This window comes from Massilia sp. Root351, assembly GCF_001425045.1.
Lineage (GTDB): Bacteria > Pseudomonadota > Gammaproteobacteria > Burkholderiales > Burkholderiaceae_D > Rugamonas.
Window position 1 is genome coordinate 271,771 of sequence record NZ_LMDJ01000032.1, and the last position, 14,781, is coordinate 286,551.

Annotated in this window: 11 protein-coding genes; 4 read left to right on the forward strand and 7 right to left on the reverse strand. The window is 67.2% G+C overall.

Features of this window, described 5'->3' with window-relative positions:
- From rph to hemW, 3 genes are all read left to right on the forward strand, one after another.
- Complete coding sequence (rph, locus tag ASD15_RS24150; protein WP_057157586.1) at positions 1-735, forward strand: ribonuclease PH; 735 nt, start codon at positions 1-3, stop codon at positions 733-735.
- Between the two features lie 87 nt (positions 736-822).
- Complete coding sequence (gene rdgB / locus ASD15_RS24155) at positions 823-1,407, forward strand: RdgB/HAM1 family non-canonical purine NTP pyrophosphatase (RefSeq protein WP_057157587.1); 585 nt, start codon at positions 823-825, stop codon at positions 1,405-1,407.
- A complete protein-coding gene (hemW, locus tag ASD15_RS24160) occupies positions 1,404-2,660 on the forward strand; it encodes a radical SAM family heme chaperone HemW (protein WP_057157588.1) in 1,257 nt (418 codons plus the stop codon). Before rdgB ends, hemW begins: the two co-directional genes overlap by 4 nt.
- Here the strand turns inward: hemW and ASD15_RS24165 are convergent.
- The 7 genes from ASD15_RS24165 to ASD15_RS24195 form a co-directional block, all read right to left on the reverse strand.
- Entirely contained in the window at positions 2,596-4,224 is a 1,629-nt protein-coding gene (locus ASD15_RS24165; RefSeq protein WP_057157589.1) for a methyl-accepting chemotaxis protein, read from the reverse strand. The two genes, hemW and ASD15_RS24165, sit on opposite strands and share 65 nt — an antisense overlap.
- Positions 4,225-4,342: 118 nt before the next feature.
- The gene (locus ASD15_RS24170; protein ID WP_057157590.1) at positions 4,343-5,416 is read right to left on the reverse strand and encodes a hypothetical protein; all 1,074 of its coding nucleotides are present in this window, start codon (positions 5,414-5,416) and stop codon (positions 4,343-4,345) included.
- On the reverse strand, positions 5,416-6,864 hold the full coding sequence (locus ASD15_RS24175; protein WP_057157591.1) for an efflux transporter outer membrane subunit: 1,449 nt from the start codon (positions 6,862-6,864) through the stop codon (positions 5,416-5,418). Before ASD15_RS24175 ends, ASD15_RS24170 begins: the two co-directional genes overlap by 1 nt.
- A complete protein-coding gene (locus ASD15_RS24180) occupies positions 6,861-10,007 on the reverse strand; it encodes an efflux RND transporter permease subunit (RefSeq protein WP_057157592.1) in 3,147 nt (1,048 codons plus the stop codon). Before ASD15_RS24180 ends, ASD15_RS24175 begins: the two co-directional genes overlap by 4 nt.
- Positions 10,008-10,019: 12 nt before the next feature.
- Positions 10,020-11,276: an efflux RND transporter periplasmic adaptor subunit gene (locus ASD15_RS24185; protein ID WP_057157593.1), complete on the reverse strand. Its 1,257-nt coding sequence runs from the start codon at positions 11,274-11,276 to the stop codon at positions 10,020-10,022.
- Between the two features lie 194 nt (positions 11,277-11,470).
- On the reverse strand, positions 11,471-12,406 hold the full coding sequence (gene tal / locus ASD15_RS24190; RefSeq protein ID WP_057157594.1) for a transaldolase: 936 nt from the start codon (positions 12,404-12,406) through the stop codon (positions 11,471-11,473).
- Between the two features lie 125 nt (positions 12,407-12,531).
- On the reverse strand, positions 12,532-13,170 hold the full coding sequence (locus ASD15_RS24195; RefSeq protein ID WP_229418317.1) for a PEP-CTERM sorting domain-containing protein: 639 nt from the start codon (positions 13,168-13,170) through the stop codon (positions 12,532-12,534).
- Positions 13,171-13,564: 394 nt separating this feature from the next.
- Here ASD15_RS24195 and ASD15_RS24200 point away from each other — a divergent pair, with 394 nt between their 5' ends.
- Positions 13,565-14,758: an RNA ligase RtcB family protein gene (locus tag ASD15_RS24200; RefSeq protein ID WP_057157596.1), complete on the forward strand. Its 1,194-nt coding sequence runs from the start codon at positions 13,565-13,567 to the stop codon at positions 14,756-14,758.
- Positions 14,759-14,781: the final 23 nt, after the last annotated feature.

Sequence of the window (14,781 nt, forward strand, 5' to 3'; positions counted from 1 at the left end):
ATGACTTTTGAATCCCGCCCCAGCGGCCGCCCGGTCGACGCGCTGCGCGCCATCCGCCTGACGCGCCACTATACCAAGCACGCCGAGGGCTCGGTGCTGATCGAATGCGGCGACACCAAGGTGATCTGCACCGCCAGCATCGAGGAGAAGGTGCCCGGCTTCCTGAAGGGCAAGGGCCAGGGCTGGCTGACGGCGGAATATGGCATGCTGCCGCGTTCGACCCACAGCCGCATGGACCGCGAAGCGGCGCGCGGCAAGCAGAGCGGCCGCACGCAGGAGATCCAGCGCCTGATCGGCCGCTCGCTGCGCGCCGCCTTCGACCTGGAAGCGTTCGGCGAGCGCACCCTGAACCTGGACTGCGACGTGATCCAGGCCGACGGCGGCACCCGCACCGCCGCCATCACCGGCGCCATGGTGGCCGCCTACGACGCCTTCTCTACGCTGGTGGCGCGCGGCGCCATCGCGGCCGTGCCGGTCAAGCACTTCGTGGCCGCCATCTCGGTCGGCGTGTACAAGGGCATGCCGGTGCTGGACCTGGACTATGTGGAGGACTCGGACTGCGACACCGACATGAACGTGGTGATGACCGACGCCGGCCACTTCATCGAAGTGCAAGGCACGGCCGAGGGCGCCGCCTTCGACCGCGCCGGCATGAACCGCCTGCTGGACCTGGCCGAGGGCGGCATCCAGGAGCTGGTGGCGCTGCAGAAGCAGGCGCTCGGCCTGCAGGCCTGATACCGCGGGGGGCAGGCCCGCCGGGTCTGAGCCCCGATCCTGCGGTTGGTTTACAATGTCGGCTCCAGAAATCCAGCCGACATCGCCATGACCCAACGCCTCATCCTCGCCTCGAACAACGCGGGCAAGCTCAAGGAATTCAACGAACTGCTCGCCACGGTCGGCTACGACGTGCGCGCCCAGGGCGAGTACAACGTCCCCGAGGCGGATGAGCCGCACCATACTTTTGTCGAAAATGCACTGCAAAAGGCGCGCCACGCGGCCCGCCTGACCGGGCTGCCGGCGCTGGCTGACGATTCGGGCGTGTGCGTGACGGCGCTGGGCAACGCGCCGGGCGTCTACTCGGCGCGCTACGCCGGCGAGCCGAAATCGGACGCGGCCAACAGCGCCAAGCTGATTGCCGACCTGGCCGCCCATGCCGATAAATCGGCGTACTATTACTGTGTGCTGGTGTTCGTGCGCCATGCGGACGATCCGCAGCCGGTGATCGCGGACGGCCGCTGGAACGGGCAAATCATCGCCGAGGCGCGCGGCAACGGCGGCTTCGGCTACGACCCGCATTTCTTCATCCCCGAACTGGGCAAGTGCGCAGCCGAGCTCACGGCCGATGAGAAGAACAAGCTGTCCCACCGCGGCCAGGCCCTGCGCGCACTGGTAGAGAAACTGAAATGATCCCGATCAAGGTCGTCGGCGCCAAGCCGGCAGCGACTCGCGCCGCTTCCAACAACGCGGCCGCCGCCGGCAGCGCGCTGCATTACCTGCAGCCCGGCGCGCTGAACCTGACCGCGCTGCCGCCGCTGTCGCTGTACATCCACTTCCCGTGGTGCGTGCGCAAGTGCCCGTATTGCGACTTCAATTCGCACGAGGCCAAGGGCGGCGGTTTCCCGGAGCAGGAGTACCTCGCTTCCCTGCGCAGCGACCTGGAAATGGCGCTGCCGCTGATCTGGGGCCGCCGCATCCACACCATCTTCATCGGCGGCGGCACGCCCAGCCTGATGTCGGCGGCGGGCCTGGACCGCTTGCTGTCGGACGTGCGCACGCTGCTGCCGATGGACGCGGACACCGAGATCACGATGGAGGCCAACCCCGGCACCTTCGAGGCCGAGAAGTTCAAGTCCTACCGCGCCAGCGGCATCAACCGCCTGTCGATCGGCATCCAGAGTTTCAACGCGGAGCACCTGTCGGCGCTGGGGCGCATCCACGACGGCGGCGAGGCGCGCCGCGCGGTGGAAATCGCGCTGGCCAACTTCGACAACTTCAACCTCGATCTGATGTACGCGCTGCCGACGCAGACGCTGGAACAGGCACGCCAGGATATCGAAACGGCGATGTCGTTCAAGCCGCCGCACCTGTCGCTGTACCACCTGACGATGGAGCCTAACACGCTGTTCGCCAAGTACCCGCCGGTGCTGCCGGACGACGACGCCAGCGCGGACATGCAGGACATGATCGCCGAGCTGACCGCCGCCGGCGGCTACGGCCAGTACGAGGTGTCGGCCTATGCGCAACCGGGCCACCGCGCCAAACACAACCTGAACTACTGGCACTTCGGCGACTACCTCGGCATCGGCGCCGGCGCGCACTCGAAAATCTCGTTCCCGCACCGCGTGCTGCGCCAGGCGCGCTACAAGCAGCCCAAGGCCTACATGGAGGCGGTCAGGGGCGGCAACCCGGTACAGGAAGAATATGAGATCGGGCGCGACGAGATGGGCTTCGAATTCATGCTCAACACCTTGCGCCTGCACGAGGGCTTCGAGCCCAACCTGTTCGCCGAGCGCACCGGCTTGCCGATCAACGCCATCGACCAGCAGCTTAACGCGGCCGAGGCCAAGGGCTTGCTGTACCGCGACTACAAGCTGATCAAGCCGACGGAATTAGGGCAGCGCTTCTTGAACGACCTGCAGCAGATGTTCCTGCCATCCTGAGGCGGGGCTGCTCGTTGCCCAGCTTGAAGGACGCTGCCACGCCGGCCAGGCTGGCGGCCTGCTCCTGCATGCTGGCCGCCGCCGCAGCGGCCTGCTCCACCAGCGCGGCGTTCTGCTGCGTCACCTGGTCCATTTGCGTGATGGCGCGGTTCACCTGTTCGATGCCGCTGCTTTGCTCGCTGCTCGATGAGCTCATCTCGGCCATGATGTCGTTGACGCGGCGCACGCTGGACACCACTTCGTCCATGGTGGCGCCGGCCTGCTGAACCAGCGTGGTGCCGGCGTTCACCTGCTGCACCGAGTTGCCGATCAATTCCTTGATTTCCTTGGCCGCCGCCGCGCTGCGCTGCGCCAGCTGCCGCACTTCCGACGCCACCACCGCGAAGCCGCGCCCTTGCTCGCCGGCGCGCGCCGCCTCCACCGCCGCGTTCAGGGCCAGGATGTTGGTCTGGAAGGCGATGCCGTCGATGACGCCGATGATGTCGACGATCTTGCGCGCCGAAGCGTCGATGGCGCCCATGGTGTCGACCACCTGGCCGACGATGACGCCGCTTTTCACCGCCACTTCGGAGGCGGCCTGCGCCAGCTGGTTGGCCTGGCGCGCGCTGTCGGCGTTCTGGCGCACGGTGGCGTTCAGTTGCTCCATCGACGACGCGGTTTCCTCCAGCGAGCTGGCTTGTTCTTCGGTGCGGGTCGACAGGTCCATATTGCCGGAGGCGATCTCGCTGGAGGCGCTGGCGATGGCGTTGGTGCCGGTCTGCACCTGGCTGACCACGTTGCGCAGCGCGTCGTTCATGGTGTGCAGCGCCGTCATCAGCTCGCCGATTTCGTCGCGCGCCTTGTCCTGGCTGAAGCTGGTGGTCAGGTCGCCCTGCGCCACGGTCGAGGCCACCGCCAGCGCCGAGCGCAGCGGCTGGGTGATGCTGCGCGAGATGATGTAGGCGGCCACGGCGCCGGCCGCCACCAGCAGCACGCCCATCAGGGACATCAGCATGGTGCTGCGGCTGTTGGCCGCGTCGATGGCCTTGGCGGTGTCGTCGATGTCCTTGCGCTGGTGCTCCAGCAGGAACAGCACGCGCTTCTGGTAGGCATCGGCCGCCGGCGAGAACACTTCCTTGAAGGCGCGCTCGGACTCGGCGGCGTTGCCGGCCTTCTTGGCGTCCATCACCTTGTTCTTGGCGTCCTGGTACTGATTGCGCAGGCCGACGATGGTCTTCATGATTTCGCGTTCCTCGTCGGTGTCGAGGAGCTCTTCGATTTTCTTGATCAGTGCCGAGCCGCGCTTGGTGCTGTCGGCCACCACGTCGGCGAACACCACGGGCAACTGCTCGTCGGTGGTGCGGGAAAACAGCGCGGTGCGCGCGATGGCCGAGTAGATCAGCACGTACCAGTCCGATACCAGGCGCTCGGTGGCCAGCGGGTTGGCCATCATCTGCTTGGTCGCCTCGGCGTTGGCGCGGGCGTGCACCAGGGCGTAGCCGGTGGCCACCACCGACAGCGCCAGCACGATGGTGAAGCCGGCCGCGAGCCGGGTGGCAATACGCATATTGGTCAGGAAATTCATTGGACGCTCCCTCGTGTCTCTTGCCAACCGGCACCGACGAGTATGCGCCGATAGCCGCGCCGGGGGCAACTGTTGCGCACTGGCGCAGCCGCTTTTTACAACAGCGCGGGTGGCCTTTTTAGAATGCTGACGTTTGCGACAAGTCCGGCTTCTCGCTCCAGCGCGCGAACGCTTCGGCCATGCGTTCGCTTTCGCCGATGGAGCGGGTCCAGTCGCGGATGCGGGTGTCGTGGTTCTGGCCGTAGAACTTGAAGTCGGCGCGGTCCGGCATTTTCCGGTTCGGCAGTGTGGCCAGGAAGGCCGGCGATGGCGAGACCAGGATCACGTTCTCCAGCGCGGCGTCGCGGGCGCGGCGCCACGGCATCGACTTGTCCAGCCAGCCGGGCACGATGTAGTCGCTGAAGTGCGGGTACAGCACCAGGCCGGGGTCGCGCTGGTAGGGCAGGTGCAGGTGGTAGTCGATCAGGCCGCCGTCCCAGTAGGCGCCCGCCGGTGCGCCGGCGATGCCGGAGACCGCCTGCAGCACCATGGGAATCGAGCCCGAGGCCAGCAGCGCGTCGCGCAGGTTGTGTTCGGACAGGCCGACGAAGTGGTTGGCGAAGGCGTCGAACCGCTGGCGCAGCCAGTCCTGGCCGTCGCGCGCGTCGTGGAAGATCACGCGTTCCATGGCGCTGGCCAGGCGGCTGCGCGAGACGGCGTTGCCGGCGGCGGCGCGCAGGAAGCCGGCCAGCTCGCGCCAGCGGCTGCCGGCCGCCTGCGCCAGCGGTCCGGCGCCGCGCGCGGTGATGATGGACAGCGAGTAGCGCGGGCTGTCGAGCGCTTCGGCGCCGCGCCCGTCCAGCAGTTCGTCGAGCAGGGCGCGGCAGGTGTTGCTGACGTAGGCCGCATCCACCTTGGCCGGGTAGCGCTGGTGCGCATACAGATGGGCCAGGCGCTTGTGCGCCGTGTCCGGATCGTCGAAGGCGGCGGCGGCCATGCGCCAGGCGCCGATGGAGGCGCCGATCAGGCGGCGCTGGCGCGGCGCCCGTTTCAGGAAGTCGCCGAACAGCCAGCGGTCCAGGCCGTGCAGGATCAGGCCTTTCGGCCCGCCCGCCGCCGCCGGGACGATGGCCACGTCGGCCGCCTGCATGCCTTCGGCGGCGATGCGCAGGCGCGCCCGCCCGCCGAGGCGGATGATGATGGGCGACGCCATTATTTCAACCCGCCTCCCAGCGCGCGGTACAGGTCGATGGCGCTGGTGGTGCGCAGCAGGCGCGCCTGCACCAGCGACTGCTCGGCGCTGAACAGTTCGCGCTGCGCGTCGAGCACGTCGAGCGAACTGGCCACGCCGTTCTCGAAGCGCAGCTGCAGCAGCTTCAGGCGGTCCGCCTGCGCATCCTGCACGGCGCGCTGCGCCGCCACCTGGTCGCCCAGGTAGCTGCGCGCGGCCAGCGCGTCGGCCACTTCGCGGAAGGCGGTCTGGATGGTCTTCTCGTAGTCGGCCACGGCGATGTTCTTGCGCACTTCGCTCAGGTTCAGGTTGGCGCGGTTGCGGCCGGCGTCGAAGATGGGCAGCACCAGCTGCGGCACGAAGGACCAGCTGCCGGTGCCGCTGTCGAACAGGCCGGAGATGTCCGGGCTGCTGCTGCCGATGGCGGCGGTCAGGCTGATGCGCGGGAAGAAGGCCGCGCGCGCCGCGCCGATGTTGGCGTTGGCCGCCAGCAGGCGCTGCTCGGCGGCGCGGATGTCGGGACGGCGCGCCACCAGCTCGGACGGCAGGCCTTCCGGCACCGCGCTCATGGCGTCGATGTCGGCGTCGCTGGCCATGGCGCCGGCAGCGGTGGCATCGGCGGCAGGGGCCCGGCCCACCAGCAGCGTCAGCGCGTTTTGAGCCTGCGCGCGCTGGCGCGCCAAGGTGAGCGCGGCCACGCGCGCCGTTTCCATCAGCGTTTCGTTCGAACGCAGGTCCAGGCGCGAGGACGCGCCCACTTCCATGCGCTGCTGGGTGAGCTTGTAGGTGCGGGCGCGCGCTTCATAGGTCTGCTGTGCCAGCCGGTACTGCTCGGCGAAGGCGCGCTCGGTGAAGTAGGCCTTCGCCACTTCGGCCACCACGCTGATCTGCGCCGCCTGGCGCGCTTCGTCGCTGGCCAGGTAGCTGGCCAGGGCGGCGTCGTTCAGGCTTTTCACGCGGCCGAAGAAGTCCAGCTCGAAGGCGGAAATGCCCAGGCCGGCGTCGAAGCGGCTGCTGGTGATGTCCTGGCCGGTGGCGGACACCGAGCGCGGGGTGCGGGCGCGGGTGCCGCCCAGCGTGCCGTTCAGGGTGGGCAGGCGGTCGGCCGACTGGATATTGTAGGCTGCGCGCGCCTCTTCGATGCGCAGCGCGGCCGTGCGCAGGTCGCGGTTGTATTCCAGCGCGGTAGCGATCAGCTGCTGCAGGCGCTGGTCGGGGAAGTACTCGCGCCAGCCGGTGTCGGCGGCGGGCTTGCCCGCGCTGGCCGGCGCGGCTGCGTTGGCCGTGGCGCCGGCGGCCGCCGGCACGGCAGGGTAGGCCGCCGCTACCGGCGCCGCGGGGCGCTGGTAGGTCGGCGCCAGCGAGCAGCCCGACAGCAGCAGCGCGGCTGCGGCAGCCAGGACGCTTTGCTTGTGTTTGGTTTTCATCATGCTTTTTTCTCCGGAAGGTCGAGTTCATGCGCGGCCAGGCGGCGCTGGCGTTCGCTTCCCTTGAATATCTTGCGCACCACGACGAAGAACACCGGCACCAGGAACACCGCCAGCACCGTGGCGGTGATCATGCCGCCCATCACGCCGGTGCCGATGGCGCGCTGGCTGGCCGAACCGGCGCCGGAGGCCACCACCAGCGGCAGCACGCCGAGGATGAAGGCCAGCGAGGTCATGATGATGGGACGGAAGCGCAGGTGCACCGCTTCCAGCGTCGCTTCCACCAGGCCCTTGCCCTGCGCCTGCAGGTCCTTGGCGAACTCGATGATCAGGATCGCGTTCTTGGCCGAGAGCCCGATAATCGCGATCAGGCCCACCTTGAAGTACACGTCGTTCGGCAGGTCGCGGATGGTGGCGCCCAGCAGCGCGCCCAGCACGCCCAGCGGCACCACCAGCAGCACCGCCACCGGGATCGATTCGCTCTCGTACAGCGCGGCCAGCACCAGGAAGGCCGCCAGCATGGACAGCGCGAACAGCGCCGGCGCCTGCGAGCCGGAGGTTTTTTCCTCCAGCGACTGGCCGGTCCATTCGATGCCGAAGCCGGGCGGCAGCTGCTGCGCCAGGCGTTCCAGCTCGTCCATCGCCTCGCCGGTGCTGCGGCCGGGAGCCGCGTTGCCGGTCAGCTTGATGGCCGGATAGCCGTTGTAGCGCACCAGCTGCACCGGACCGTTGATCCAGCGCGAGGTGGCGAACGAGGACAGCGGCACCATGGAGCCGGACGCCGAGCGCACGTTCAGGCGCAGCAGGTCTTCCGGCTGCAGGCGCTGCGGCGCGTCGGCCTGCACCACCACGCGCTGCTGGCGCCCGCTGCTGGTGAAATCGTTGACGTAGCTGGAGCCAAAGGCCACCGACAGCGCGCTGTTGATGTCGGCGAAGGCCACGCCGAGGGCGTTGGCCTTGTCGCGGTCGACGTCCACCTGCAGCTGCGGGGCGTCTTCCAGGCCCTCGGGGCGCACCCCGGCCAGGATGGGGCTCTTGCCGGCCAGGCCGAGCAGCTGGTTGCGCGCGGCCACCAGCGCCGCGTGGCCTTGCGAACTGCGGTCCTGCAGGCGCGCCGTGATGCCGGTGGCGTTGCCCAGTTCGCGGATCGGCGGAGGGCTGAGCGGGAAGACAATGGCGTCGGCGATGCCGGACAGCGCGCCGAAGGCGCGGCCGGCGATCTTGTCGGCCGAGTCTTCCGCGCCGCGCTCGCTCCAGTCCTTCAGCGGCACGAACACCAGGCCGGCGTTCTGGCCGTTGCCCGAGAAGCTGAAACCTGCCACGGCGATGGTGCGCGCCACGCCGGGCTGCTTGGCCATGTACTCTTCCACCTTGGCCAGCACCGCCTCGGTGCGGCTCTTGGAAGCGCCAGGCGGCAGCTGCACGTTGGTGATGATGTAGCCCTGGTCTTCGTTCGGCAGGAAGGACGACGGCAGGCGCGCGTACAGCCAGCCCACCACGCCGCAGATCAACAGGAAGATCACCATGTAGCGGCCGGTGCGGCCCAGCATGCGCGCGATCACGCCCTGGTAGCCGGTGGCGGTCCTGGCGAAGCCGCGGTTGAACCAGCCGAAGAAGCCTTTCTTCTCGTGGTGGTGGCCCGCTTCCACCGGTTTCAGGATGGTGGCGCACAGCGCCGGCGTGAGCGTCAGCGCCATCAGCGCCGAGAACACCATGGACGACACCATGGACAGCGAGAACTGGCGGTAGATCGCGCCCACGGCGCCGCCGAAGAAGGCCATCGGGATGAACACGGCGATCAGCACCAGCGTGATGCCGATGATGGCGCCGGTGATCTGCGACATGGCCTTGCGCGTGGCGTCGCGCGGCGACAGGCCTTCCTCGCTCATGATGCGTTCCACGTTCTCGACCACCACGATGGCGTCATCGACCAGGATGCCGATCGCCAGCACCATGCCGAACATGGTCAGCACGTTGATGGAGAAGCCGGCCAGCTGCATCACGGCGAAGGTGCCCAGCAGGGCCACCGGCACCACGATGGTGGGGATCAGGGTGTAGCGGAAGTTCTGCAGGAACACGTACATCACGATGAACACCAGCAGCACCGCTTCCAGCAGCGTCTTGACCACTTCCTCGATCGAGATCTTGACGAACAGCGAGGTGTCGTACGGCACGGTGTAGGTCAGGCCGGGCGGGAAAAACTTGGACAGCTCTTCCATCTTGTTGCGCACCAGTTCCGCAGTGGCCAGCGCGTTGCCGGTCAGCGACTGCTGCACGGCGATGGCGACGAAGGGCTTGCCGTTCAGGCGCGCGCTGATGTTGAAGTTGGCGCCGGCCATTTCAATGCGGGCCACGTCCGACAGGCGCACGGTGGCGCCGGTGCCGCTGGCGCGCAGCACCACCTTGCCGAATTCCTCGGGCGAGGTGAGCTGGCCCTGCACCACCACGGGCGCGGAGTAGGTCTGGAAGCGCGGCGCAGGCAGGTCGCCCAAGGTACCGGCGGTGACCTGCGCGTTCTGCGCGCGGATGGCGGCGGTGACGTCGGCCATGGTCAGCTTGTAGCCCACCAGCTTGGCCGGATCGACCCACACGCGCATGGCACGCTCGGTGCCGAACAGCTGGGCCTGGCCCACGCCGGGCAGGCGCTTGATCTCGTTGACCACGTTGCGCGCCAGGTAGTCGCCGATGGCGGCGGTATCCATCTTGCCATCGCTGGACGAGGCGCCCACGAACATCAGGATGTTGGAGCGCGACTTGTTGACCTGCACGCCCTGCTGGGTGACTGCCTGCGGCAGGCGCGATTCGACGCGCTTGATGCGGTTCTGCACGTCCACGGCGGCCAGGTCGGGGTTGGTGCCGGGCAGGAAGGTGACGGTGATCGAGACCGAGCCATTGGCTTCGCTCTGCGATTCGACGTATTGCAAGCCGTCGGCGCCGTTCATTTCCTGCTCGATCACGCTGGTGACCGCGTCGTCCAGCACCTGGGCGGTGGCGCCCGGGTAGTTGGCGCTGATGACGATGGACGGCGGCGCGATGGTGGGGTACTGCGCCACCGGCAGCATGGTAATCGCCAGTGCGCCACCCAGCAGGATGAACAGGGCGATCACCCACGCGAAGACGGGGCGGTCGATGAAGAATTTTGCCATCTGAGCTCCCGGTTACTTGCCGGCGGCCGGCGCTGCTGCGGCCGGTGCGGAGGCGGCAGGCGCGGCGGCAGCTGCCGGCGCGGATGCCGGCGCTGGCGCCGCAGGCGCGCCGCCCGGCGTGGCGGCAACCGGGCCTTGCCACGGCGCCGGCGTAACGGTGCCGCCCGGCTTGGTCTTCTGGAAGCCTTCCACGATCACGCGCTCGCCGCCTTTCAGGCCGGAGCTGACGATCCAGCTGCCGTTCTGCGCCGCATCGGCTTTGACCGGCACGGCGGTGACCTTGTTGTCCGCACCGACCACCATCACGGTGGCGCCTTCCGGGCCGCGCACCACGGCCTGCTGCGGCACTTGCAGCGCGGCTTCGTTGACCGCCTGTTCCAGGCGCGCGCGCACGTACATGCCCGGCAGCAGGGTGCGGTTGGGGTTCGGGAACTCGGCGCGCATGGCCACCGAACCGGTGGTTTCGTCCACCGCCACGTCCGAGAACAGCAGCTTGCCCGACTGCGGATAAGGCTGGCCGTCCTCGGTCACCAGGGTCACTTTGGCGGCGCCGTTGCCTGCGCCTTTGAGCTTGCCGGCCGCCAGCGCGCGCTGCAGGCGCAGCACTTCGGTGGACGACTGGGTGATGGTCACGTAGATCGGATCGAGCGTCTGTACGGTCGCCATCGGCGTCGCTTCACCCTGGCCCACCAGCGCGCCCTCGGTCACCAGCGCGCGGCCCACGCGGCCGGAGATCGGCGAGGTCACGGTGGCGTAGCCCAGCGTCAGGCCGGCGGTGGTGCGGGCGGCGCGCGTGGTGGCCAGGTCGGCGGCGGCCTGTTTCTGCGCCGTGACCGCGTCGTCGTATTCCTGGTTGCTGACGGCCTGCGCGGCCAGCAGCGGCTTGTAGCGTTTCACTTTCAGCTCGGCCTGCGCCAGGTTGGCTTCGGCTTTGGCCACGGCCGCTTGAGCGCTGTCGTAGGACGCCTGGAATTGCGCCGGGTCGATGCGGAACAGGATCTCGCCGGCCTTCACGTCCGAACCCTCCTTGTACACGCGCTGCAGCACGATGCCGGGCGTGCGCGCGCGCACCTGCGCCACGCGCGATGCTTCGAGGCGGCCTGGCAGTTCGGTGGAGAGGGTGAGGGTGGCGGGGGCGACTGTGTAGACGGCGACTTGCGGTGGCGGTGGGGCGGCGCCGGCTTTGTCATCTTTCTTTCCGCAGGCAGCCAGCATGGAGAGAGTGATGATGGCGGCGGCGACGGGAGTGCAGCGTGGGACTGATCTCATAGATGTCTCTGGAGGTAATGTTGAGGTTTTCTAGGTGCGTGCCCTTAGCTTGTTCTATTTACAAAGGCAGTGCCGGCCATTGTATAACAGTGTCAAATGTAACGTTTTGTACAAATTTCCGCGTTGAAAGATACAAAAGGCCAGGCGCACGTCGGTGGGCCTGGCCTTTTTTCGCCGTATTGCGCCGCGCGCGATCAGCGCATGCCGGAAATGATCTGCTTCAGTTTGCCCGAGTCGGCGCAGAAGGCGCGGATGCCTTCTGCCAGCTTCTCGGTGGCCATCGCGTCTTCGTTCATCATGAAGCGGAAGGTTTTTTCATCGACGGCGATCTTGCCGACGGTGGCGTTGGCGCTGGCGTCCGCGCTCAGCTTGCGCTCCACCGGTGCATTGGCGTCGGCCAGCGCTTGCAGCAGGTCCGGGCTGATGGTCAGCAGGTCGCAGCCGGCCAGTTCCAGGATCTGGCCGGTGTTGCGGAAGCTCGCGCCCATCACTTCGGTGTCGTAGCCGAACTTGCGGTAGTAGTTGTAGATGCGCTTGACCGATTGCACGCCCGGGTCTTCCGCGCCCGCGTAGTCGATGCCGGTGCTCTTCTTGTACCAGTCGTAGATGCGGCCGACGAAAGGCGAAATCAGCTGGGCGCCCGCTTCGGCACAGGCGATGGCCTGGCTCAGCGAGAACAGCAGCGTCATGTTGCAGCGGATGCCTTCCTGTTCCAGGATGCGGGCGGCCTGGATGCCTTCCCAGGTGGAGGCGATCTTGATCAGCACGCGCTCGCGCGGGATGCCGGCCTTCTCGTACAGCGCGATCAGCTCGCGGCCCTTGGCCACATTGCCTTCGGTGTCGAAGGACAGCTTGGCGTCGATCTCGGTGGAGACGCGGCCCGGGATGATCTTCAGGATTTCGGTGCCGAAGGCGATCAGCAGGTGGTCGATGATGTCGCCGGTGGCAGCGTTCGGATTGTCCTGCACCGCTTTTTGCAGCAGCGGCTTGTACTCGTCTTTCTGAACGGCTTTCAGGATCAGCGACGGATTGGTGGTGGCGTCGCGCGGGGTGTAGGCCTTGATCGACTGGAAATCGCCGGTGTCGGCAACAACGGTGGTGTATTGCTTGAGCTGTTCGAGTTGGTTCATGGTTGCGCGCAGGGCTGCTGCTGAGGTTGAGGACTTGGGTAGCATATTGTACACAATCCTCTCCCGCGGCAGCAGCGCTGCGTGCCAGGCCTGGTGCCTGGCCTTGGCGCTCAAGCTTGAGGTGCTTATGCCTGACGGCGGCGGCGCTGTGCCAGCAGGGCGCCGGCCAGGCCCAGGCCGAACAGGGCGGCGGTGCCGGGTTCCGGCACGGCGTTGCCGCTGCCGCCTCCACCGCCGTTGTTATTGGTGTTGTTGGTGATGTCGGCGAACTTCAGGCTGACGCGCGCATATTCCAGCGTCATCGCCTTGTTGTCCGGCGAGGCCGGCTGGGCATAGTTCAGCTGCATCGCCAGCGACAGCGGGTTGCCGGCGGACCAGGTATTGTTGGTGTTGAACAGCGAGAGCAAGTTGTATTCGGTCTCGATCGGATTGTTGCCGTTTCCTGCCAGCAGCGCGCCGACCAGCGGCGAACTGTTGACCGACATGAAGTCGTTGGCGCCGGTGGCCTGGCGCGCCGAGACGTACAGTTTGGCTTCACTGATGCTGGTGCCCAGCAGGCTGAAGCTTGGATTGAACAGGAAAGTCCAGTCCAGCACGCCGCTGCCGAGGAAGGCGTGGTTGTTGATGTCGAAGGTCAGGGTCTTCGCGTAAGTCGTGTTGGTCGTAGCGACCGTGCTGGTGTAGGCGATCGTCGTGGCCGATGCGGGCAGGGCAGCCAACAAACCGATGGCGGCCAATACACTGGTGGTGAGTAGTTTTTTCATGTTCCGTTCCATTAACAGTTGTTGGGGGTACGGAACTCTATGCAATCGCCGTGCCAGAAATAAATTGATGTTGATAATCATCAAGTTAAGTTCATCGGGGGAAAACTTCGCGACGTCAGTGTAAGAAATACCGGCACTCACAAGGGCAACTTTGTAAAAATGTCAGGGCAGGCAGGAAATGAAACACTGTTAAATATTTTTGCTGCGGTGTGTCAAACACATGCGGCTAGGGTAATATTGACTTCCCTTCAACCAGTGCCCTTATCCCCCAGAAAGGAGTTTTTATGATTCATGCACAACTCGATACTTTCCCGATGGGCCTGGCATCCCTCCGCGTCACGCGCTAGTCATCGCCAGCAGCCCATTTCCTGAGCATCTTTTATGGAAATACAGAATGGGCAAATACATTCGTGTGGTATCCGACCGCGCCGCCGTGGTCGCGTCGGACAAACTGTGGCTGGAGGATGCTGCACTGCAGCAACTGGCCATCACTTCCCAGCTGCCCGGCATGCGCCGCGCAGTGGGCCTGCCTGACCTGCATCCGGGGCGCGGTTACCCGGTCGGCGCGGCATTTTTCTCGGTGGGACGGTTTTATCCTGCCTTGTGCGGCGGCGACATCGGCTGCGGTGTGGGGCTGTGGCAGACCGATCTGGCGGTCGGCAAGGTCAGCCTCGACAAGCTCGACAAGCAGATCGGCAGCCTGGACGCGCCGCCCGCTGCGGACGAGCTGGACCGGCTGCAGGTGGTGGCGCCCTGGCTGGTCGCTGAACTGGCTGCGCTGGCGGGCCGGCTGCGGCTGGCGGGCCTGGACCCGGCCTGCATGCGCGCGCTGGGCACCATCGGCCTGGGCAACCATTTCGTCGAACTGCAGGCGGTGGTGCAGGTGGACGAACCGGCGCTGTTCGAAGGCGCCGGGCTGGTGGGCCGGGCCTTGCAGCTGGTGGTGCACAGCGGTTCGCGCGGCTTGGGCGGCGCGGTGCTGCGCGCGCACGTGGACGTGCACGGCCATGCCGGCCTGGAGCAGGATACGCCGGCCGCGCAGGCTTACCTGCTGCAGCACGACGCGGCGCTGGCGTTCGCCCGCCTGAACCGGAAAATGATAGCGCTGCGCGTGCGGCAGCGGCTGCGCTGCCAGGCCTTGCCGGTGCTGGACGTGCACCACAACTTGATCGCGGCGGACGTGATCGAAGGCGAGCAGGGCTGGCTGCACCGCAAGGGCGCCAACCCGGCCGACGCGGGGCCGGTGCTGTTGCCGGGCTCGCGCGACGACCACAGCTACCTGATCCGGCCGCTGCCGGTGGCCGACAGCGTCAGCCTGCAATCGCTGGCCCACGGCGCCGGCCGCAAGTGGGCGCGCGGCGATTGCAAGGACCGGCTGGTGCGCAAGGCCACTCCGGCGCAGCTGGCGCGCACGTCGTTCGGAGGCCGCGTGATTTGCGCCGACCGCGCGCTGATTTACGAGGAGGCGCCGCAAGCGTACAAGGATGCCGGTTCGGTGCTGGCCAGCCTGGAGGGCGCCGGGCTGGTGCGGGTGATGGCAAAGAGCCGGCCGGTACTGACCTACAAGACGCGCGGGGAATGCTGCTGATCATGGCCGCCACCCGTGTGGCC